Origin of the sequence: Arthrobacter sp. ISL-28, from assembly GCF_018613875.1 — a bacterium.
In the GTDB taxonomy this organism is placed as follows: domain Bacteria; phylum Actinomycetota; class Actinomycetes; order Actinomycetales; family Micrococcaceae; genus Arthrobacter.
Genome location: NZ_JAGGPJ010000049.1, coordinates 1 through 21,547, shown reverse-complemented (window position 1 = coordinate 21,547; position 21,547 = coordinate 1). Strand labels below are relative to the sequence as shown.

Annotated in this window: 17 protein-coding genes; 10 read left to right on the top strand and 7 right to left on the bottom strand. The window is 65.1% G+C overall.

What is annotated here, in order from left to right; translation table 11 throughout:
* Positions 1-51 precede the first annotated feature (51 nt).
* Positions 52-3,888: a TM0106 family RecB-like putative nuclease gene (locus J7E80_RS22550; protein ID WP_215054438.1), complete on the top strand. Its 3,837-nt coding sequence runs from the start codon at positions 52-54 to the stop codon at positions 3,886-3,888.
* A gap of 108 nt (positions 3,889-3,996) precedes the next feature.
* Here J7E80_RS22550 and J7E80_RS22545 read toward each other — a convergent pair whose 3' ends face one another.
* The 3 genes from J7E80_RS22545 to J7E80_RS22535 all read right to left on the bottom strand — a co-directional run bounded on the left by J7E80_RS22545 (position 3,997) and on the right by J7E80_RS22535 (position 6,457).
* Positions 3,997-4,299 (bottom strand): acylphosphatase, encoded by a 303-nt coding sequence (locus J7E80_RS22545; protein ID WP_215054437.1) that lies wholly within the window; start codon positions 4,297-4,299, stop codon positions 3,997-3,999.
* Between the two features lie 213 nt (positions 4,300-4,512).
* Complete coding sequence (locus J7E80_RS22540) at positions 4,513-5,247, bottom strand: hypothetical protein (RefSeq protein WP_251037258.1); 735 nt, start codon at positions 5,245-5,247, stop codon at positions 4,513-4,515.
* Between the two features lie 334 nt (positions 5,248-5,581).
* Positions 5,582-6,457, bottom strand: coding sequence for a glycosidase (locus tag J7E80_RS22535; protein ID WP_215054436.1), 876 nt, complete (start codon positions 6,455-6,457; stop codon positions 5,582-5,584).
* Positions 6,458-6,747: 290 nt separating this feature from the next.
* Here J7E80_RS22535 and J7E80_RS22530 point away from each other — a divergent pair, with 290 nt between their 5' ends.
* The 3 genes from J7E80_RS22530 to J7E80_RS22520 all read left to right on the top strand — a co-directional run bounded on the left by J7E80_RS22530 (position 6,748) and on the right by J7E80_RS22520 (position 8,909).
* Positions 6,748-7,038 (top strand): hypothetical protein, encoded by a 291-nt coding sequence (locus tag J7E80_RS22530; protein ID WP_215054435.1) that lies wholly within the window; start codon positions 6,748-6,750, stop codon positions 7,036-7,038.
* Positions 7,039-7,399: 361 nt separating this feature from the next.
* Positions 7,400-8,293: a glucose 1-dehydrogenase gene (locus J7E80_RS22525; protein WP_215054434.1), complete on the top strand. Its 894-nt coding sequence runs from the start codon at positions 7,400-7,402 to the stop codon at positions 8,291-8,293.
* Positions 8,294-8,558: 265 nt separating this feature from the next.
* Positions 8,559-8,909, top strand: a complete 351-nt coding sequence (locus tag J7E80_RS22520; protein ID WP_215054433.1) for a DUF6457 domain-containing protein — start codon at positions 8,559-8,561, stop codon at positions 8,907-8,909.
* A 166-nt stretch (positions 8,910-9,075) separates the two neighbouring features.
* Here J7E80_RS22520 and J7E80_RS22515 read toward each other — a convergent pair whose 3' ends face one another.
* From J7E80_RS22515 to J7E80_RS22505, 3 genes are all read right to left on the bottom strand, one after another.
* A complete protein-coding gene (locus J7E80_RS22515; RefSeq protein WP_215054432.1) occupies positions 9,076-11,373 on the bottom strand; it encodes an FdhF/YdeP family oxidoreductase in 2,298 nt (765 codons plus the stop codon).
* Positions 11,374-11,583: 210 nt separating this feature from the next.
* The gene (locus tag J7E80_RS22510) at positions 11,584-12,243 is read right to left on the bottom strand and encodes a hypothetical protein (protein ID WP_215054431.1); all 660 of its coding nucleotides are present in this window, start codon (positions 12,241-12,243) and stop codon (positions 11,584-11,586) included.
* A gap of 267 nt (positions 12,244-12,510) precedes the next feature.
* The gene (locus J7E80_RS22505) at positions 12,511-13,515 is read right to left on the bottom strand and encodes an adenosine deaminase (protein ID WP_215054454.1); all 1,005 of its coding nucleotides are present in this window, start codon (positions 13,513-13,515) and stop codon (positions 12,511-12,513) included.
* Positions 13,516-13,689: 174 nt separating this feature from the next.
* Here J7E80_RS22505 and J7E80_RS22500 point away from each other — a divergent pair, with 174 nt between their 5' ends.
* Both J7E80_RS22500 and J7E80_RS22495 read left to right on the top strand, forming a co-directional pair.
* Complete coding sequence (locus tag J7E80_RS22500; RefSeq protein WP_215054453.1) at positions 13,690-16,278, top strand: excinuclease ABC subunit UvrA; 2,589 nt, start codon at positions 13,690-13,692, stop codon at positions 16,276-16,278.
* A 225-nt stretch (positions 16,279-16,503) separates the two neighbouring features.
* On the top strand, positions 16,504-17,178 hold the full coding sequence (locus J7E80_RS22495) for a transglycosylase family protein (RefSeq protein ID WP_215054430.1): 675 nt from the start codon (positions 16,504-16,506) through the stop codon (positions 17,176-17,178).
* A gap of 385 nt (positions 17,179-17,563) precedes the next feature.
* On the opposite strand, the gene J7E80_RS22490 is transcribed toward J7E80_RS22495, so the two are convergent.
* Positions 17,564-18,091: a hypothetical protein gene (locus J7E80_RS22490; protein ID WP_215054429.1), complete on the bottom strand. Its 528-nt coding sequence runs from the start codon at positions 18,089-18,091 to the stop codon at positions 17,564-17,566.
* Positions 18,092-18,361: 270 nt separating this feature from the next.
* On the opposite strand from J7E80_RS22490, the gene J7E80_RS22485 reads away from it, so the two are divergent.
* The 4 genes from J7E80_RS22485 to J7E80_RS22470 form a co-directional block, all read left to right on the top strand.
* Positions 18,362-19,264 carry an MSMEG_6728 family protein gene (locus J7E80_RS22485; protein ID WP_215054428.1) on the top strand — a complete coding sequence of 301 codons (903 nt, stop codon included), beginning with the start codon at positions 18,362-18,364 and terminating at the stop codon, positions 19,262-19,264.
* 31 nt (positions 19,265-19,295) lie between these two features.
* Positions 19,296-20,156 carry an SDR family oxidoreductase gene (locus J7E80_RS22480; protein WP_215054427.1) on the top strand — a complete coding sequence of 287 codons (861 nt, stop codon included), beginning with the start codon at positions 19,296-19,298 and terminating at the stop codon, positions 20,154-20,156.
* A gap of 99 nt (positions 20,157-20,255) precedes the next feature.
* A complete protein-coding gene (locus tag J7E80_RS22475) occupies positions 20,256-20,666 on the top strand; it encodes a DUF1622 domain-containing protein (RefSeq protein ID WP_215054426.1) in 411 nt (136 codons plus the stop codon).
* Positions 20,667-20,764: 98 nt separating this feature from the next.
* On the top strand, positions 20,765-21,547 hold a 783-nt coding region (locus tag J7E80_RS22470), incomplete at its 3' end, for a DUF222 domain-containing protein (protein ID WP_215054425.1).

Sequence of the window (21,547 nt, the reverse complement as noted above, 5' to 3'; positions counted from 1 at the left end):
ATCAGCGCACAGAGAGTCCTCTCAGTGCGAGGCTGCCGATGGGGAGGCCCCATGTTCCTGCTCGATCCACTCACACCGGGCGCACCCGCTGATCTGGTGTTCTCGGCCAGTGACCTTGTGGCCGCGAGCGAGTGCGAATACCGTACGCTCCGCGTCCTGGACGAGAAGCTTGGACGTGCGGCCAAGGCCGACTTTCCTGCCGATGAGATGCAGGCCCGGGCTGGCAAGCTCGGTGATCTTCACGAGCACAGGGTCCTGGCCGGCCTCATCGCTGACTACGGTGCCTGGGATGTGTCCCGCGGCACGGGGGTGTACTGCGTGGAGCGCGGCACTACGGACCGTGCTGACCTGGCGGGCAAACACGATGAAACCGCTTCCGCCCTCAGGGCCGGGGCGGACGTGGTCTTCCAAGCCACCTTTTTCGACGGCGAGTTCCTTGGCTACGCGGACTTCCTGGTTAAAGAAGGCGGACCCCAAGGGAACGGACGTGAACAGGACGTAGGACAACAGGGCATAGGCATTGAGGACGCTGCGGGCCGCTACGCCGTGTGGGACACCAAGCTGGCCAGGCACGCCAAAGTGGGCGCGCTGCTGCAGCTCGCCGCCTACGGGGACCAGCTGATCAAACTCGGATTTGATCCGGCACCCCGCGTCACGCTTGTGCTGGGCAACCTCGAACGCAGCATCCACTCGCTCACCGATCTGCTCCCCGTGTACCGCGAACGCCGGGACCGATTCCGCGAACTGACCACAACCCACCGCACCTCCGGGGTTGCCGTGTCCTGGCAGCAGCCCGGCGTGGGCTATTGCGGGAGGTGCGACTACTGCGCCGAACAGGTGTCGGCGCACCGCGACCTGCTGATGGTGGGCGGCATGACCTCCGTCCAGCGGAAAAAGCTGATCGCCGACGGCGTCACCACCATCGACGCCCTCGCTGAGCTCCCGCCGGAAAAGGCCACAGGGACACGGCGCCGGCTGCGCGACCAGGCCAGGATGCAGACCTCCCTCGAAACCCCGGACGGCTCGCGCACCTTCATCAAGGACGGCAAGGACCACACTGTCACCTACAAGGTGCTGCCGGAGAACGCGCTGGCCAGCATCCCCGCCCCCAGCGACGGCGATATCTTCTTCGACTTCGAGGGTGATCCGCTGTGGCAGGATCCCGCCACCGGCCAGTGGGGACTTGAATACCTCTTCGGCGTGATCGAGGCGCCGCTGCCCGGAGATCTGCCTGGCGCAGCGCCAGTGTTCCGGCCTTTCTGGGCACATTCCCGTGCGGATGAGCGGCAGGCATTCCTGGACTTCCTCGGCTACGTTGAGGAGCGTCGGACCCGGTATCCGGACATGCATGTCTACCATTACGCGCCATACGAAAAAACGGCCCTCCGGAACCTCTCCCTGATGCACGTCGCCGGCGAGGACATCGTGGATTCCTGGCTTCGCGAGGGTGTCCTGGTGGACCTCTACGCCACTGTGCGGCATTCACTCAGGATTTCCGAGGCCTCCTACTCCATCAAGAAGCTCGAGCCCCTGTACATGGGCGACAAACTGCGATCCGGGGACGTCAAGGACGCCGGCGCGTCGGTGGTGGCCTATGCCGCGTACTGCACGGCACGTGACGGCGGATCCGAAACCCAGGCCGAAGCCGCAGCCATCCTCGCGTCCATCTCCGATTACAACGAGTACGACTGCCTGTCCACCTTGCGCCTCCGCGACTGGCTGCTGCAGCTTCGCCAAGGCACCTCGGCCGCCGCTGATTCAGTGACCGCCTCCGCTCCCGCCCCGTCATTAGATGCGGGCGCGAGCGCCACGGCCGGCGACGGCGTGAGTGCTGTCGTGCAGGCGCCAGGCAGCCAGGCCGGATCCGACGAAGATGAAGAACTCACCGCAGAGGAAAAGCCCCTGCGCGCCTATCTGGACTCACTCCCGGACGACCGTGAACTCACCGCGGACGAACAGGCAGTGGCAATGGTCGCGGCCGCCACGGGCTACCACCGCCGGGAGCGCAAGCAGTTCTGGTGGGAGCATTTCGACCGCCTTGAATCCGAGGTGGACCACTGGTCGGACCAGCGCAACATCTTCGTGGTCGAAGACGCTTCCGTGGTGTCCGGCTGGGCACCTCCCACATCCCGCGCCCGCACCGAATCCCGGACCTTGCGCCTCACCGGCGTCATGAGCGAGGGCTCGGAATTCCGTGCCGGCTCCACATGGTTCCGGATGTTCGAGGATCCCCTGCCGGACGGGCTCGGAGACGTCGACGGCGGACGGACTCCGCGCGTTCCCAGCACCGGGCCCGGGGCGGCGCAGACGGCAGGAGCGCCGGCTGCCGGAACGAACCAGGGACTCATTGCGAGACGCGCCCTGTCCCGCGACGGTATCTTCGGCACCCTGGTGGAAGCGGTGGAGGACCACCCCGACCAGCCCGGGAAAACCATCATCACCATTACCGAGAAGTCAACAGGCAAGGTACCGCCGTACTTCCAGTTGCCCATGGCCCTCACACCGGACCGTCCGATACCCACGGCGAGCATCGAAGCCGCCCTGGCCGGACTCGCGCAGCTCGTGGGATCCACCCTTCCGTCGCTGCCCCGGCACCCCGGACTCGACATCCTGCGTCGAGTACCCCCACGGCTGGCCACCCTGGCGGCACTCCCGGAAGTCGTTCATGATGAGTCCGGCGCCGCGGACTACGTCTCCGCCATCACGGCAGCCCTCGGGGATCTGGATCGCTCCTACCTCGCCGTCCAAGGACCGCCGGGTACCGGCAAAACCTATGTAGGGTCGCACGTCATCGCCGGCCTCGTGCAGCGCGGATGGAAGGTCGGCGTCGTTGCCCAGTCGCACGCCGTCATCGAGAACATGCTCTGCACTGCCATTGGCAAGGCCGGCGTGGATCCCGGGGTCGTGGCAAAGCGGCTCGCGCAGCCGCACGACGTTCCCTGGACGTGTGTTGCCGATGAGGACATCACCAGGCTTCTCGACGCCGAGGGCGGCTGCCTAATCGGCGGGACGGCCTGGACCATGACCGGCAAGTGTGTGCCTCCCGGCGCACTCGACCTGCTGGTCATTGACGAGGCAGGGCAGTATTCGCTCGCCAACACGCTGGCCGTCGCCCGGTCCGCACGTCGCCTGCTGCTCCTTGGCGACCCCCAGCAACTGCCCCAGGTCACCCAGGGTTCCCATCCGCAGCCTGTCGACGAATCAGCCCTCGGGTGGCTCTCTGCCGGACACGCCACCATGCCACCGCAGCTGGGCTACTTCCTTGCGGATTCCTGGCGGATGCATCCTCAGCTGTGCCGGGCGGTGTCGCAGCTGAGCTACGACGGCAAGCTCGAGTCGGCCGCCGCTGCGACGTTCCGGCAACTGGACGGTGTTCCGGCCGGCGTGGAGACGGTTCTTGTGGAGCACACCGGCAACACCACGTGTTCCCCCGAGGAAGCCACGAAGATCGTCCAGGTGGCACATGACCATATCGGGCTTAAATGGACGCCTGGCAAAGATGAGCCTGTCCGCCCGCTGGAGGCGAACGACATCCTCGTGGTTGCCGCGTACAACGCCCAGGTGCAGGTCATCCGGCACGCGCTCGACCACCAAGGTCTTGCAGAGGTCCGGGTGGGGACGGTGGACAAGTTCCAAGGCCAGGAAGCTCCCGTGGTGCTGGTGTCCATGGCGTGCTCGGCCATCGCCGAGGCGCCCCGCGGCGCCGAGTTCCTCCTGAACCGCAACCGGATCAATGTCGCCGTTTCGCGCGGCCAGTGGCGGGCAGTCATCGTCCGGTCCCCAGAGCTCACCAACTACATGCCGCATAAACCGTCGGCTTTGGAGGAGTTGGGCGCGTTCATCGGGCTCAGTCCCCGCGCTCCCGGCGGGCAGGCCGCCAACCCCTGACGCGTCGGCCTACGACGGGTCGGCCCGCTAAGCCCCCGGTCGGAAGGCCCCGGTCGGCAGGCAGCCAGTCGCCAGTCGCCAATCGACGAATCGTCAGATCACGAATCGTCAAACCACGACGTCGAAGCCCTTGAACTTCCCCTCGGCGGGAGACATCGTCTCGTCAACGTGGGCCACCCTGCCGGGTGCTTCGCGCGAAGCGAGCCAGCGCCGGAATTCGATGATGACCGGCTGTGGGCCCTCCGCGACAACGGCGACCGAGCCGTCGTCGTCGTTCCTTACGGAACCGGTGATACCCAGCTCGTCTGCCTTCCGTGCCGTCCAATATCGGAAGCCGACGCCCTGGACAGCCCCGGTAACCCGGGCTGTGAGGCGCACGATGTCGGGATCGGGGGCATTCGTGTCGGTCATGAGTCCAATGTAGCGCCGGCCCCGCGGACTCGACAGGTTCCGCTAGCGCAGGGCCGTGCCCATCGCAGAGCCGTTCCCCACCGGAAGACCGGCTGACGGCTGACGGCTCACCCGTTCACCCGTTCACCCGTTCACCCGTTCACCCGTTCACCGCCGAAGCCTCGGCCACGGAGGCGACCGCCGAGGTCTCACCGGCCTCGGCGGTCGACTTTGTCAGCTTGCCGGACGCAGGGACGTGATCATCTTCCGGACGTTCTTGTACTCGGTCGTCTCCTTGTACGCCTCAGGAGTGTCCACGTGCGGTTCGTTGCCGGGGCTTGTGTCGAAGGGGTTGTAAACGCCCCCGAACGTCGCACCGCTCGGCGGCCAGGTGAAGAAATGGAAGATGGGGCAGGCCTCGGCTCCCGTGGGTTCCGGGGCGGAGGTGATGCCGTAGGCAAAGATATTCGCCTTCACAGGATCGGTAGCCTCAGAGTCCATCCGTGACTCGAAGGTGAATCTGGGTGTCTTTCCATCCTGTGCCAGCGCGGGCAGCGGCTGCGAGTCCAACATTCCGTAAGGCATCTTCTTGGTGCATTCCGCGCCTGTGACCATGTTGGTGCGCAGGGTGGCCATGATCTTTCCGTCGGGCTTGGAGACTTCCACGAAAGCGCCTCCTCCGACAGGCGCCTGCCCGGCCGGATCCTTGATGGTCCAATCCGCCGGATAGTCGAAGGCCAGCGAGCCGTCCTTCGTTGTAAAGGTCTTCCAGCCTTCTGCCGGCGCCGTCGTCGGAGCTTCGGAAGCAGTGGTCGTCGGAGACGCCGTCGCGGGGCTGGTTGCCGTTGGTGATTCGACTGCCGGGGAAGTAGTGGCCGGCGCCGAAGGGGATGGTCCACAGGAAGCGAGCATCAGTGCCAGGCACATACCCGAGATAGCTGTTACTGCTGATGATGCCGATCGACGCATCAAGCCCTCCCTTGAAAGGTTAAAAAAGACGATGGACTAATTGTGCGGCAGCCGACCTTGGAAATTCCTTGGGAAGGGCACGATTGCGATCAAATTGTTGCGTTCATATCGGCCTCCCTCCGGTCCGGAACCTCGGTTCGAGCACACAGTTCCCCGAGCATCCGGTCCGGAGGGGACGTTCCTGAGCATAAGAGCGAACGACGAAGCCCCGCTGCCGCAGGTGCGGCAGCGGGGCTTCGTGGCTACGTCCCGAACTGAATCAGTTCATCAGCCGCGTAGTCGACGCTAGTTCACGAGCGTGTCAGTCGATATCCGACTCGACCGACGAGCCGGTTCAGTTGACGGTGATGTCGCGGGTGCGGTGGTCGTACCGGATGGTGAGGCTGCCGCCGTCGTGGTGCAGTTCGTGGTTCGCACCGTCGAACGCGCCGAAAGCGCCGTAGTTCTCTTCCCAGGAGCGGTTCAGCGCGATCTTGAAGGTGTAGTAACCGGCCGGGATGTCAGCCGTCAGCTTCCAGAGCTGATCCAGGGAGTCGAGCTCCATCTGTGCTTCGTCGTACTGCGGAGCCCAGTTTTCCGGTGCACCGAGCAGAGTGTTGAAGTCGCCTGCAACGGCCACTGCTTCCGGCTGCGGGACAGTTTCGACGGCGGGCGCTTCAGGCTCGGACGCCGCCTCGGCCTTCTTGCCGCGCACGGCCTTGGCGACCGGAGCCACCGCGTCCTCGATCAGCTTGGCAGCCTTGTCCACGACCTTGGCAGTCTTGGTCGGAGCCTTCTCACCCTTGGCCGGAGCCTTTTCAGCCTTGGCGGCCGATGCCTTCTTGGCGGCCGGCTTGGCGGGTGCGGCCACCGGAAGCGGCGTGCCCGCAGGAACCGGAGTTCCGGCGTCGAGCGCGGCGGCAAAGCTGGCTTCATCCGGGAAGGCCACCGTGGCACGCAGGCCGTCTTCGGTGATGGTCCAGCCGGAGCGGCCCTTGACCAGCCAGCCGGCCTTGACGAGCTTGGCCGTGGCAGTGGTGAGCGACTTGTGTCCGCGAGGAATGCCCCCGCTGAGCAGCTCAGCCTCGTAGGCGTTCAGCGGAACACGCACGAGCGCTTCGGCCAGTACTTCACCGGCATTCTGCGACTCACCAGTCAACACCCCCTCTGCCAGAACGTCCAGCACGGCCTTAAGCCGGAAGTTGGTGTTTTCTGCGGCAGTCTTGCGCATAGTTCCCCTTATAGAGCGATTGTTCCCCCAGTAGTTTGCCGTGCGGAGGTTAATTCTGGCGACTTCAAACGGTTAACTCTGCGTGTCGCGACCGACTATGACGCGAATGCAGCGGAAGTGGATGCGTTATCTCGGATATTCGGGGCATTCGGCGCGGATCTCTTGAGGCTGAAGCGGGGCCAGGGTGCAACGGTATTTCCCGCCAATCACGATAGAAAGTAAGCTTACTATATGCCCTGAATATAGGGCAGCAGCAATTGTGAGCAGCAGTGCATTGGAAGGATAAAACCATGAGCGAACAGAACGCGCACGAAAACGGCTTTATAGTTCCGGACCCTTCAAAGGTCCGTGACGACGTCCCGGGCGATGCCGGCGATGATGCAAATGCTATCCGCTTCAGCGAAGAGCAGGCGCTCATCGAGGAGCAATCCCACGGAATCCGCCCTGAGCGCTATGACGTTCCAGCCGGCGGGCCGACCATGGCCGAAGCGCGCGGCAGCATGGACCTCCCGGATGACACCCGGGATGTACCCTCAGGCGACAGCAGCGATGACAGCCTGCACGGCGGCGCCGAACAGTAGGCGGTGAAGTTAGGAATTGAACAGTAGGCGCCGAGCAGCAGTGCCGTGAACAGTAGGCGCCGAGCAGCAGTGCCGTGAACAGTAGGCGCCGAGCAGCAGTGCCGTGAACAGTAGGCGCCGAGCAGCAGGGCGGTGGGCAGTAGGGCGCCAGGCATGGGTGTCGAGTTTCCGCCCGGCCACGCCTACTGACGAGCCCTCGACGTCGGCGACAGCCCCGGCGTCGGCCTCGCCAGGAACACTCACTGGCGACGAAGCTGACTGCTGGATACGCTAGAACATAAGCCTGCTTAGCATTTTGCTGGAAGCTTGTTCAATCACCATGAACCTGTCCGTGTTCAACCCCATCGTCAGGAGGAGCACCATGACTGATCAGTACACTTTCAAGAATCCCGTCACCGCCTATGAGCACATTGAGCCGCCAAAGCAGGACCAGCCCGAACCCGGCCTCGACGCCGAACTGATCCCCAAGGCGGACTTGGGAGAAGACAGCTACCGCGGAACCGGCCGCCTCGACGGGCGCAAGGCCATCGTCACCGGTGCGGACTCAGGAATCGGCGCTGCTACTGCGATCGCGTTCGCACGGGAGGGGGCCGACGTCGTGCTGTCCTACCTTCCCGAGGAGGAAGAGGACGCAGCCAGGATCGCCAATCTCATCGAAAAGGCCGGCCGCAAAGCCGTGAAGGTCCCCGGCGACCTCAAGGACTCCGACACGTGCCGGGAATTGGTGGACACCGCACTCCGCGAACTGGGCGGCCTCGACATTCTGGTGAACAACGCCGGCAAGCAGGTGGCCCAGGAGGACATCGGCCAGATCAGCGACGAACAGTTCGACCACACCCTGAAAACCAACGTCTACGCCATGTTCTGGTTGACCAAGGCGGCGGTCCCCCACCTTCCGGCGGGGTCGACGATCATCAATACGACGTCGGTCCAGGCCTACAACCCGTCGCCCACCCTGCTGGACTACGCAACGACCAAGGCCAGCATCAACAACTTCACGAAGGGCCTCGCGCAGCAACTGGCACCAAAGGGAATCCGGGTCAATGCTGTGGCCCCCGGTCCCATCTGGACTCCGCTGCAGGTTAGCAGCGGCCAACCCAAGGAAGCCCTGCCCGAGTTCGGCAAGAGCACTCCCTTGGGCCGGGCGGGCCAGCCGGCGGAGCTTGCCCCGGCCTACGTCTTTCTGGCGTCCGCGGAGTCGAGCTTCGTGGTTGGTGAGACGCTGAACGTCAACGGCGGCAGCCCGACGCCCTAGCAATCCGAGCCCCATCTCGGCCCGCGGGGGCCAGACCGCGCGCATTTCTGCACCACTTTGGCCCGCACATCCCGGCGCCGGACCCTGGAAACACGGGCGCGGCGCCGAGGTGGCCCTGTTGAAGTGGAGCAAGAAAGCAGACCAGACAACCTCAGGAGCCATTGTGGCTGCAGAAACGAACGGCCTATAGTGGCGGTCTGCATATCCCGGACCCGACACGTACCCGCTCGCACGTACCCGCTCCACAGCAACCGAAGGGAATCCCATGACCCCCACCACCGAGGGCACCGAAGGCGGCAGCGCGGCCAGGACAACCGCGGATCAGGAGCTGTCCCAGTGGAGCCGGCGTCTCACTCAAGCGCTGCAGATTCTGGACCTTGAGGTTGACCAGCAACTGGTTGCCCGGCTGACGCACGAATCCAGCCGCGCCGTCAACCAGTCCGCCGGGCCCGTCAGCGCCCTGCTCGTCGGCTATGCCGCCGGGCTTGCCGCCCAGAACGGCAAGACGACCCCGGTCCAGGCCGTGCAGTCAGCTGCTGAAATCGCTCTGCAGTTGTGCGAGCACGGAGCCGACGGCGGCCCGGACAGCAAGGGCTGGTCCAGCACCGCTCAATGAGAGGCGGCGGCGAAGACAGACGGCCGCCCGAGGGCGAGGACCGGCGGGCAGGCCGAGGACAGGTCAGCGGAGCAGAGCCGCCCAGCTGCTTCGCACGCGCCGTCCAGTCCCCGTCACGTGCCTAGCACGGCCCGGGCCCCGCTTCGCACGCGCCGTCCACTCCGCCTCACGCGGTGCTCGGTTCCAGCCTGACTATCACCGCTTTCGACGCCGGCGTGTTGCTTCCCTCCGCCACGCTGTCCAGCGGAACCAGCACGTTGGCTTCCGGATAGTATGTGGCCGCGCAGCCCCGGGCCGTGGGGTAGGACACCACCCGCAGCTTCCTCATCACCCGCTCGACGTTGTCCTCATAGACCCCGTGGAGGTCAACAAACTGGCCGTCACTAAGGCCGAGTTCGCTGATGTCCTCGGGGCTGACAAAGACCACATCCCTGCCCTTCTTGATTCCGCGGTAACGGTCGTTGTAGCCGTAGATCGTGGTGTTGAACTGGTCGTGCGACCGTACGGACTGCAGGATGAGGGTCCCCGCCGGCCGCTCCACGTGCTCCAGGTGGTTGACGGTCAGTATCGCTTTGCCGGTGGGCGTGTTGAAGGTGCGGGAGTCCCTCGGGCCGTTCGGCAGGACGAAGCCGCCCTTTTGCCGGATCTTGTCGTTGTAGTTTTCGCATCCGTTAACGACGTGCGAGATGTGCTCACGGATGAGGTCGTAGTTCTTTTCGAAGCCCTCCCAGTCCGCACTCGTCTTTCCCGCCACGGTCTCACGTGCCAAGCGGCAGACGATGGCCACCTCGGACAGCAGGTTCGGCGCGACCGGCCGCACCTTGCCCTCCGACGGATGCACAGCGCACACGGTGTCTTCGACGGAAACGAACTGCGGTCCGGACGCCTGCATATCTATCTCGGTCCGTCCCATGGTGGGCAGGATGAGCGCTTCCTTGCCGGTCACGGTATGCGAGCGGTTGATCTTCGTGGAGATCTGCACGGTCATGTCCGTGTTCTCCATGGCCGCTTCCGCAGCGTGGGTGTCTGAAATGGCGGCCACGAGGTTGCCTCCCAGCGCCACGAAAACCTTGATGTCGCCGTCGCGCATTCCCCGAATGGTTTGGACGGAATCCAAGCCGGGCTCACGCGGCGGCTCAAAATCGAACTCCTTGCCGAGGGCGTCGAGGAAGGCGGGCGGCATCTGCTCCCAGATGCCCATGGTTCTGTCCCCTTGAACGTTGCTGTGCCCGCGGATGGGTGAGGCGCCGGCGCCCGGCTTGCCGATGTTGCCGCGCAGCAGGAGCAGGTTGATGATCTCCTTGATGGTCGCGACGCCCTTTTTGTGCTGGGTGATGCCCATGGCCCACGTAATGATGACCCTGTCCGCCTTCAGATAGCGGGCAGCCAGTTCGTCGATCTCCTCGCTGCGCAGGCCCGTAGCCTCAAGGACGGTGTCCTCATCCAGCTCCGCCAGGTGCGCCCGGAGTTCCTCCAGCCCCTGGCAGCGCTCCTCAAGGAACTCATGGTCCAGCACGGTTCCGGGATTCTTCGCTTCAGCATCGAGGACCCTCTTGGAGAGGGCCTGCAGGAGCGCCATGTCGCCGCCGACGCGGATCTGCAGGTACTGATCCGCGAGTTCAGTTCCATGGCCCACGATCCCTTTGACCTTTTGCGGGTTCTTGTACCGCATAAGTCCCGCTTCAGGGAGCGGATTGACGGCGGCGATCTCGCAGCCGGCTTCCTTGGCTTCCTCCAGTGCGGTGAGCATGCGCGGATGGTTGGTGCCGGGGTTCTGGCCCATGATGATGATCAGCTGCGCCTTAGCAAAGTCGTCATAGGAAATGGTGGCTTTGCCGATGCCAATGGTCTGGCCCATGGCCCAGCCCGATGATTCATGGCACATATTGGAGCAGTCCGGCAGGTTGTTGGTTCCATAGGCCCGCACGAACAGCTGGTAGATGAATGCAGCCTCGTTGGACGTCCGGCCACTTGTGTAGAAGGCTGCCTCGTCCGGGCTCGCCAGGCCATTCAGCTTGTCGCCCAGAATCCTGAACGCCTCATCCCAACTGACCGGCTTGTAGTGGTCCTCCCCCGCGGGTTTATAGACCGGTTCCGTGAGCCGCCCCTGCATGCCCAGCCAATACTCGGGCTTTTGCCGGAGTTCACTGACAGGGTGTTCCGCCCAGAACTCCGACGCGACCACCACCGGGGTGGCTTCCCAGGTAACGGCCTTGGCGCCGTTCTCACAGAACTCAAAAGTCTTCCGGTGTCCGGGATCCGGCCAGGCACAGCTCATGCAGTCAAAGCCGTCCTTTTGGTTCAGGTTGAGCAGGGTCTTCTCGGTCCTGCCCACACCCATGTGCTTCAGTGCAGGCTGGATGGAGTGGAGGACGCCGGGAATGCCCGCTGCCCAGTCCTTCGGCTTGCCCACCTCAAGGTCTTTTTCGTCAGCCTCTTCCACCCGCGGGTTCTTGCGCGGCATGCTGCACTCTCCTCGACTCGCTCATTAGTCTGGGTCCTGCTGCTTAGGGCCCGGCACTACACCTTCGTGTTGCCCCTGTCACAGGACTAGCAGGTCTTGGAAGTGGCTGCAAGCAATTCGCCTCATGCCGGCGACTCAGGCATCTCAGCGCTCAAAAAAATGCGGGGACCGGCCTGCTGGCCAGTCCCCGCATTGCTGCCAAGGTCCCTCTTACCAGATAGATGCAGTTGTGTATGCGGCCTTGACGATGCTGATGAACGACGCCGGATCAACCGTCGCCGGGGCGGAGTTCGGAACCGTAGGGGTTACCTCGCGCAGATCCGGAACCGTGGGCGTTACCACTGGCGGCGTCGGAACGGCGGGGGTTACCTCCCCCAGCTTGGGAACTTTGGGGGTTACCACCGGCGGCGTCGGGACTTTGGGGGTTACCACCGGAGGCTTCGGAACCGTCACGCGCGCCTTGCCGGCTCCCGGCTTCCTGGCTGCAGCCTCCCCGGACTCCTTCTTGCCTGAGGCTTTCTTCTTGGCTGCAGCGGCTCTCGCCTTCTCCGCCGCCGCTTCCTTCTTGGCCGCGGCATCTTTAGCCTTCTCCGCCGGCGTGCTCTTCCCGGCCGCGGCAACCTTAGCCTTCTCCGCCGCAGCGTCCTTAGCCTTGGCGGCAATTTTGGCCTTCTCGGCTGCCGCCCTCTGGGAAACGCCCACTCCCGACGATATATCGGTGTAGGTGGCACCGGAGTTAGCCTGTGCACCAGTGCTGGCCGCGCCCGATGATCGCGACGATGAGTCTTGGGCATCGGCCCCGGCACTGCATGCCGGCGTAGCGAGTAGGACCGAGAGCATGCTGATGGCCAGCAGATTTTTCCTAGGCATGGGGATAAAAGCCTCTGTTGGGTGTGCGGAAACGGCAGTCCGATGGGGGGACAAAGTCCTGCCGACGTCAGTTACGGTCTGCGGCCACACCTCGCACTGCCGCCTGGAGGCTTACCACACAAGACGGCATTCAGGACGCTCTGAAGGGCGTGGCGCCAACCGGTGACCTAAACGTAACATTGCCTGAAGCGGAGAGGCCAATCCGCGGCGGACGGCTTCAATTGAAGTCGTCATGTGCACGATTTATGTCCGCTCTCCTCAGAGACCTCAGCCCGAGAGTTCAGCCAGCAGCTCCGCCTTGCGCTCCTCGGTGGCAAACGAGGAGCCGATCGAGTTGGCAGCCAGCCGGACACGGTCAAATTCGGACAGACCCATCACCGACTCGAGCTGGGTGAAGTTGTCGTCGACGTATCCGCCGAAGTATGCGGGGTCGTCCGAGTTCACACTGACATTTAGCCCGGCCGCCAGCATCGCCGGAAGGGGGTGGTCGGCCAGCGTGTCCACAGCCCTAAGCCTGACATTGGACAGCGGGCACACGGTCAGCGGGATGCGGTCGGCCACCAGCCGCTCGACAAGCTCGGGATCTTCCATGCAGCGGATGCCGTGGTCGATCCGTTCCACTCCCAGCACGTCCAGCGCTTCGATAATGTACGACGGCGGTCCCTCCTCGCCAGCGTGGGCAATCTTCCGCAGGCCTGCTTCGCTGGCCCGTGCAAACAGCCGCTCGAACTTGGTCGGCGGGTTGCCCACCTCAGCAGAATCGAGTCCGATGCCAGCGATCGGCGCGTTCATCGCCAGCAATGCCTCAAGAACCTCCAGCGCCGATTCCTCCGACAGGTCCCGCAGGAAGGCGGCGATCAGCAGCGTGGAAATCCCGAACTCCTCCTGTGACGAGGCGAGAACCGAGGCAACCCCGTTGACGCAGGTCCCGAGCGACACCCCGCGGGACAGATGCGCCTGGGGATCCAGCATGATTTCCGCGTGCCGCACGCCGGCAGCGGCGGCACGGCTCAGGTACGCGCGGGTCATGTCCGCGAAGTCCTCCTCGGTGCGCAGCACGGCCATGTTGGCGTAGTACAGGTCCAGGAAGGACTGCAGGTCCGTGAATTCGTAGCGCGCCCGCAGCTCATCCAGATCCGCGTAGGGCAGTTCGATGCCGTTGCGCCCGGCGAGCGCGAAGATCAGCTCGGGTTCCAGGGTCCCCTCAATGTGCAGATGCAATTCCGCCAAGGGCGTGATCGGCGGGACCGCCGGAACGGCCGATTCGTTCACAAGAGGAGCTTGCTCGGTCGGTTCGGTGGCGCCGTCGTAATTGTTCACAACGTCAGAATAGACCCCGGGCCAACCACCACCGCTAGAGTCGAACAGATGCGAAGTGAAATCTATGCTGACCGTTTGCCAGATCTGGAACCCGTCGTGGCTGGCCTGGAACACGCCCCGGCTGCCATGGAACCCGGCATGGCATCCGGCCACCCGGCTAACGGCTTTGTCCGGGTCCGCGGAGCCCGCGAAAACAACCTTCGCAACGTGGACGTGGACGTTCCGCGCGACGCCATCGTCGCCTTCACCGGAGTCTCCGGCTCGGGCAAATCCTCGTTGGCATTCGGCACCATCTACGCCGAGGCCCAGCGCCGCTACTTTGAATCCGTGGCGCCCTACGCCCGGCGCCTGATCCAGCAGGGGCACAACCCCAAGGTGGAGATGATCACGGGGCTGCCACCCGCCGTCGCGCTCCAACAGCGCCGCGGCACCCCCAGCAGCCGATCAACGGTCGGCACGGTGACCACGCTCTCGAACTCGCTCCGCATGCTGTTTTCGCGCGCGGGCACGTATCCGGCCGGCGCTGCACCACTGGACTCGGATGCCTTTTCGCCGAACACGGCAGCCGGTGCCTGCCCCGAGTGCCACGGCCTGGGAACCGCCCACACCGTCAGCGAGGAGTCGCTGGTTCCCGACCCCGCACTGAGCATCCGCGACGGCGCCGTCGCGGCCTGGCCCGGTGCATGGCAGGGCAAGAACCTGCGCGACATCCTCACCCACCTTGGCTACGACGTGGACACGCCGTGGCGCCAGCTGCCCAAGAAGCACCGCGACTGGATCCTCTTTACCGAGGAACAGCCCGTGGTGGAGGTGACACCCCAGCGCGACCGGGTCGCCAAACCGTACAAGGGCCGTTTCTGGAGCGCCAGAAGCTACGTCCTGCACACCCTGGCCGACTCGAAGAGCAACACCATGCGCGAACGCGTGCTCGCTTACATGGAAACCGGCCCCTGCCCCCGCTGCAGTGGCACTGGCCTGACCCCCGACGCGCTGGCGGTGACCTTCGCCGGGCACACCATCGCCGACCTCAATGCGCTGCCCATGGCGGAACTCGCTGACATCATCCGGCCGACCACCGAACTGGCGGATTCGGCCACGGCCTCCCGCAAGCGGAGCTCCGGGGAAGATAACGAGGTGGCGGTCGCCATCACCCGGGACCTCCTGCAGCGGATTACGGTCCTGCTGGACCTCGGCCTGGGCTATCTGGCACTGGGCCGCGCCACCCCCACCCTCTCCCCGGGCGAGATGCAGCGCCTCCGCATAGCCACCCAGTTGCGCTCCGGCCTGTTCGGCGTGATCTACGTGCTCGACGAGCCGTCCGCAGGCCTTCACCCCGCCGACGCCGAACCCCTGCTGGCGGTCCTGGAGCAGCTCAAGTCGTCCGGCAATTCGGTGTTCGTCGTGGAGCACAACATGGACATGGTGCGGCGCGCCGACTGGCTCGTGGACGTGGGGCCGCGTGCCGGCGAGGGCGGCGGCGAGGTGCTCTACAGCGGCCCAGTGGCCGGGCTGGCCGACATCGACGGGTCCGTCACCCGGCCGTTCCTGTTTCCGGCTGCTTCGCTGGGGTCGGAGACCGACGGCGGGAGGCCCGACGGCGGTACTTCCGACGGCGGCGCGCGGCGGGATCCCGACGGCTGGCTGGAGCTGCGCAACATCAGCCGGCACAACCTGCGTGAGCTTGACGCCACCTTCCCGCTAAGCGTCCTGACCGCGGTCACTGGGGTCTCCGGCTCCGGCAAGTCGACCCTCGTCAGCCAGGTGCTCGCAGAGGTCGTGCGAGCCCGGCTGCACCCTGAGCCCGATGCCAGCACCGGCTCGAATCAGGCGGCCGGGCCATCGCCGGCGGAAGAAGCGGACCACGCAGGTGGCCCCCCGTCACCATTCACAGTCGGGCCAGTGTCCGGCCTCGACCAGGTGGACCGGCTGGTGAAGGTGGACCAGAAACCGATCGGCCGCACGCCCCGCTCCAACCTCGCCACCTACACTGGCCTCTTTGATGCGGTCCGCAAGGAATTTGCCGCGACGGACCAGGCCAAAGCCCTGGGCTACGGCGCCGGACGCTTCTCCTTCAACGTGACCGGCGGACGCTGCGAAACCTGCCTCGGCGAGGGCTTCGTAGCCGTTGAACTGCTGTTCCTGCCCGGCAGCTACGGCCCGTGCCCGGAATGCCATGGCTCGCGCTACAACCCAGAGACCCTGGAAGTGACCTACCGCGGCAAGAATATTGCCGAAGTCCTGGACATGACTGTGAACGCGGCCGCCGAATTCCTGGCCGAGGTCCCGGCCGCTGCCCGCAGCCTGCAAACCTTGCGGGAAGTGGGCTTGGGCTACCTCCGCTTGGGCCAGCCAGCCACCGAGCTCTCCGGAGGAGAGGCCCAGCGCATCAAGCTCGCCACCGAGCTGCAGCGGGCCCGCCGAGGCCACACGCTCTACCTGCTGGATGAGCCCACGACGGGGCTGCACCCAGCCGACGTCCAACTTCTCATGGCGCAGCTGCACCGCCTGGTGGATGCCGGCAACACGGTGGTCGTGGTGGAGCACGACATGGACGTCGTCGCTGCCGCTGATTGGGTCATCGATCTGGGACCCGCCGGTGGCGACGCCGGCGGTGAAATCGTCGCCGCCGGGACGGCAACCACCGTCGCGCTTTCAACGGACAGTCGGACAGCGCCATATCTCGCTTCCGCCTTGGGATCAAGGCGCCTCGCCTAAGGCATGACTGTCAATATTGATCTCGATTTGATAACGGAGTGGCACTCCTCTACGGTGGAACACATGCTCGCGCGAGTCGCGGGCCCTTGAATGCCCGGTGCCGCCTCCACCAATTACTGCCCGGCCGGCGGACACCGAAGTGACCTCTAGTTCGTCAGGGGCGGGCGGTAGCGCGACAACGTCCGGGGACGGACCGAGCGCGGGTGGCCTCAGGAGCATCCCATCATGAAGAAATCCACTTTCAGCACTGCCGCGCGCCGCGGAGTAACCGTCGCCGCCGTTTCCATGGCAGGTCTGGCACTTTCCGCCACCGCCGCCAACGCAGCCGTCCCCGCCGCCAGCGGTTCCACCTGGGACGCCCTCGCCCAGTGCGAGAGCGGCGGCAACTGGGCCATCAACACCGGCAACGGCTTCTCCGGCGGCCTGCAGTTCACCCCGCAGACTTGGGCTGCCTTCGGCGGCACCGGGTCGCCTGAAAACGCCTCCCGCGCCCAGCAGATCGCCGTAGCCGAGAAGGTCCAGGCTACGCAGGGCTGGGGCGCTTGGCCCGCTTGCGCCGCCAAGCTGGGCCTGAGCGGTGGCGGTGGCGCTGCCGCTCCTCAGATCCAGCCGCAGAGCGCGCCGGTTAAGGCTGCTCCGGTTCAGGCTGCACCCGTTGCCCAGGCTCCGGTAGCCACTGAAGTTCCGGTCCAGCTTCCCGTGAAGACCCACGCCAAGCACGCTGCCGCCGTCGCCGTGAGCGGCGAGACCTACACCATTCAGAGTGGCGACACTCTGAGCAAGATCGCGGACAAGCTCGGCATCAAGGGCGGCTGGCAGAGCCTTGCCGACGCCAATGCTGACACCATCGCCGATCCCGACCTGGTGTTCGTCGGCCAAGTTCTGCAGCTGCCTGCCTAATCGCGCAGCCTGCTGACAGTTCCGTACTGCCTGCAGAATAACGCCGGGCGCCCCTTGAGGGCGGCCCGGCGTTGCTCTTTTAAGGCGTTCTTCGTTTAACCAGGCTCTATCTGTGTGGGTTTGGTCGCTCCCAGCGGACGTTGAACGGTCCCAGCGGACGTTGGAGCCGCATGCTCGGGCCCGATGCGCCGTCCACCCGTCCCTCCCAGCACGACGCCGGCACGCCCCTGAGGGCGACGTCCCGCGGTCGTCCGCTCAAGCACCGCAACCGCTTAAAGCAGCACGACGCCGGGACGTCCCCTTGCGGAGGACGTCCCGGCGTCGTGTCTGTTAGCTCTGGCCGCAGCCGCCTGACAGCATCAGGCGGCTACTGCCGGACGCCGTCTCAGACGGCTGCCGGCAACTCCCGGACGATGCGCACTTTCCAGGCAGTGTCGTCGCTCGTGTCCAGCAGAGCAACGGTGCCCGAAGCAAGGTGGAGTGCGACGCGCTTGGCGTGGAGCAACTCCAGGTAGAGGTGCTCGTTCATGCGGGTCGGGGTATCAATGACGAACTTCACGGCGTCGCGCATCTTGCGGTAGTTGGCGCTGCGCTCGCGGTGCCGGTGGAGTTCAAGTTCGTGGCGCTGCTTCACGCGTGGCTCGTGCCGGTTCAGCCAGTTCACGGCCAGGTGCACGCCGATGACCAAAGACAGGGACACGGCGTAGATCCACCAGCCTGTCGACATCAGGAACAGCGGCAGATTCGCAATGGCTACCAGTGCGATCACCAAGCGGAGGGCAACCAGCCGGCGCAGAGCCACAGTCACGGATGCCAAGGCAGCACGGAAGCCATGCTGCTCCTTGCGGGCGGCAGCAGGATCGAGCGTAAACTCGTCGAGAACCAGGATGCCGTTTGCCTCGGGACCTAGCATTTTTCCGTACTTAGGAACGAACGGCTGGGACGCCTGTGACGCATGGGATTCGGGTGCTGAGGCCGCAGTCGATAACGGCGCAGGGGAGGTAAGAGTCATGTAAGGGCTTCCAGACGCTGTTGAGGTTTTGGCTATCTTAGTGGTTGCCGCACCTTAATGTATGCATCGGTCCACGATGTGAACACCTTGTTCCGAATAATTGGTGGCCCAGTTTGTGTGGGCCCCGACACCGTAATTGGCACATCGGGCGCGGGGCCTCAGACTGAAAGGATGCAGACCTTCCTTCCGTATCCCGATTTCCAGCAAAGCGCTGCCGCGCTGGACCCCGCCAGGCTCGGCAAACAGCGTGTAGAAGCACTGCAGATGCTCCGTGCGCTGGTGATCCCGGAGTACGGCTGGCAGTCGCATCCCGCCGTCCGCATGTGGATGGGTTACGTCCCGGCCCTCACCATGTACGGCCTGGCCATGGCCGATGAATGGATCAAGCGCGGATTCCCGGACAATACTCGTGACAATATTCGGGAATTTGCACCGCAGGCTGCCCACCCGGATTACGCCGCTAAGATCCCGATGCCGCCGTGGCTTGGCGAGCCCGAATTCCACCTCAGCCACCGTTCCAACCTCATTCGGAAGGACGCGCGCTTCTATACGCCGATTTTCCCGGATGCTGAAGCCGACTTGGAGTATGTGTGGCCGGAGCCCCGCCACGAGTTCCTGCCGGAAGACCCGGAGGGCGATGTCCTGTGGATCCTACGCGAACACGTGGGCGACATCGATCCTGAGCGCCTGGACAAAGTCGCTCTGCCGGCAGTGGGACGTGCGGCGCAGACTACGGTCAGCGAAGACGACTACCAGCCGGTTTATGCAGATTCAGGTTCCCGCCGCCCTGTCGTCCGCAAGCTGCCTCCCAAGCAGTTGGTCAAGAAGCCGTCGCGCAAGCGCCAGCGCCAGGAAGCGGCCTTCTCAACCCTCCCGGGCAAGTCGCCGGTGGCGGTTCCCCTCGAGGGCGGCAGCAGGTTCGCCGTCGGCATGGTCCTCGGCCGGCCGATCACCCTCGACGATGGCCGCTTCGGCCGCAACTTCAAAGTCACTGAAATCATTGACCGTTCGGTGTTCGATTACCCGGCTCTGCTTCAGGACCCGCGCGTTTTCTTCCCGGTCCCGGCTCCTTGAGGACAGCGCGCGTTCTGGCAGACTGACAGCTATGACAATACTTCTTGCCGGATGCGGGGATCTGGGGACCGAAGCCGGGCTGCGGTTCGCTGCCGCCGGCCACCGCGTCGTGGGATGGCGGCGTTCCCCGGCGAAACTGCCAGCGGAAATCGAAGGCGTGGCGGCTGACCTGAGCACCGCAGACCTGCCGCCTGTTCCGGCGGACACTACCGCCGTCGTCGTTGCAGTGGCCGCTGATTCGCCGACTGCGGCAGCGTACCGCACGGCCTACGTTGACGGCCTGTCGCATGTGCTGGACGCTCTAGAGCGCGACGGCGTGACGCCGCAGCGTGTTCTGTTCGTGTCCTCGACCGCCGTTTACGGCGACGCCGGCGGTGATTGGGTGGATGAAAGTACGCCGCCGGCACCCGGCAGTTTCTCCGGCCGCATCATCCGTGAAGCCGAGGACCTGCTGTTTAAGCGTTTGCGCGGTACGGCTAGCGCCCCCGTGGTCCTGCGCCTGGGCGGCATCTACGGGCCAGGTCGCACCAGGCTGATCGACCAGGTCCGCAGCGGATCGGCGGTGAGCCCCGAAGAGCCCCGCTACACGAACCGCATCCACCGCGACGACGCGGCCGGGGCCATCGTCCACCTGTGCACCATGGCCGAAGACCCGGAGCACGTGTACGTGGGTGTGGACGATGAGCCTGCCGAGCTCGGCGACGTCCTGCGGTTCCTCGCGGCAGAGCTGGGGCTCGACGTTCCGCCGTCGGGAGATGTTGGCGAAGCGCGGGGCGGCAACAAGCGATGCAGCAATGCGCTGCTTCGCAAGACCGGATGCGCATTCACCTACCCCACATTCCGGGAGGGTTACCGCGACATCCTGGCCGGCGTCGGCGTGCGTCACCCCTAAGTTGTTGCTTGAGGTCCACGTGCTGGAACTCGCTCCATGGCAGGCTGGAACTGGCCCCCGGGCCTGGCGTGACCGAATCCTATTCAAACGAGGGGTCCGATGGATTTTCAGCACATCATTGAAGCAGTCGGCAGGTTCGTGGATTTCGCGGGCGTGGCTGTGATGGTCATCGGCGCGGTGGTCTCGATCCCCATGGCGCTGCGCGGTTACCAACCCCGCCGGCTGCCGGCTGATGCCCAACGCATGTCCGTCTACCGTTCCTACCGCCAGCTCCTCGGCCGCTCCATCCTGCTGGGCCTGGAACTTCTTGTCGCGGCCGATATCATCCGCACCGTCGCCGTCGCACCGACGTATGACAGTGTCGGAGTACTGGCGATCATCGTGCTCATCCGTACTTTCCTGAGCTTCTCGCTGGAGCTTGAAATCACAGGCAGGTGGCCCTGGCAGAAGGAGCCGGCTGCGTCCGGTTCAGATTCTAAGGGCCGGAAGCCCGCTGTTTCCGAGACGTAGAGCCCAAGTAATTTACGGTGCTCATATAGATTTCCCTTTCCTCAGCCTGGCTCCCTGACACAGCTAAAAATGTCACACCCCTCTGACAAAGTTTCCCTATGGAAGCCATTGGGGAACACGCAGCGGATGACCCCGCAGGCCGGGCGGTTACGCCGGGCCTCAGCGTGCCTGCCATGCTGCAGAGCCGCGGGCTCCGTAGCGTTCCCGTTTCGACTCCTGCGGATCATCCGGCGTTCGACGGCGGGGCTGCCGCCGGCTTTTCTGTCACCCCCGGCCACTTAGCTGCCACGCCCTTCAGTGGCCGGCACACCGCCCTCAAGCGCGGGGCGTTGGAGGACCTGCGCCGGTGTCTGGCCTTGGTGGAGGCCGCGGTTGAGAGCATGCCTGAGGAGCTGACACTGGCCGGATTCGATGACGCTGCAGATTTCGCCGACCTCGTTGAGGGGCTCTCCCGCCGGGTCGACCACCTCCAGCTGCTCGCCGCGGCCGTCGTTGACAGGACACGCACTGCGGCGATCAACGCCGCCGGACCAGCCAGCAAAGCAGCCGGCTGGACCACCGGCTGGGGCACCGAAACCGCCGGGGCCGAAGCCGCCGCACCAGTGGCGGTGCCGGTTCCGGGGCCGGTGGCTGACGGGTGCCGGAACACCGCCGAGTTCCTGCGCGTCAGGCTGCGGATCAGCGCCGCCGAAGCCCGCCGCCGCCTCGCCGTGGCCACCGCCGTACTCCCCCGCACCGGCATCACCGGCCAGCCCACACCGCCGGCCTGCGAACACACCGCCGCGGTCCTGGCCGCCGGAACCATCGCCTCCCGCGCCGGAACCATCATCACCACCGCCCTGGACAAAGCCCGCCCCATCGCCCACCCCGCCATGCTCCAC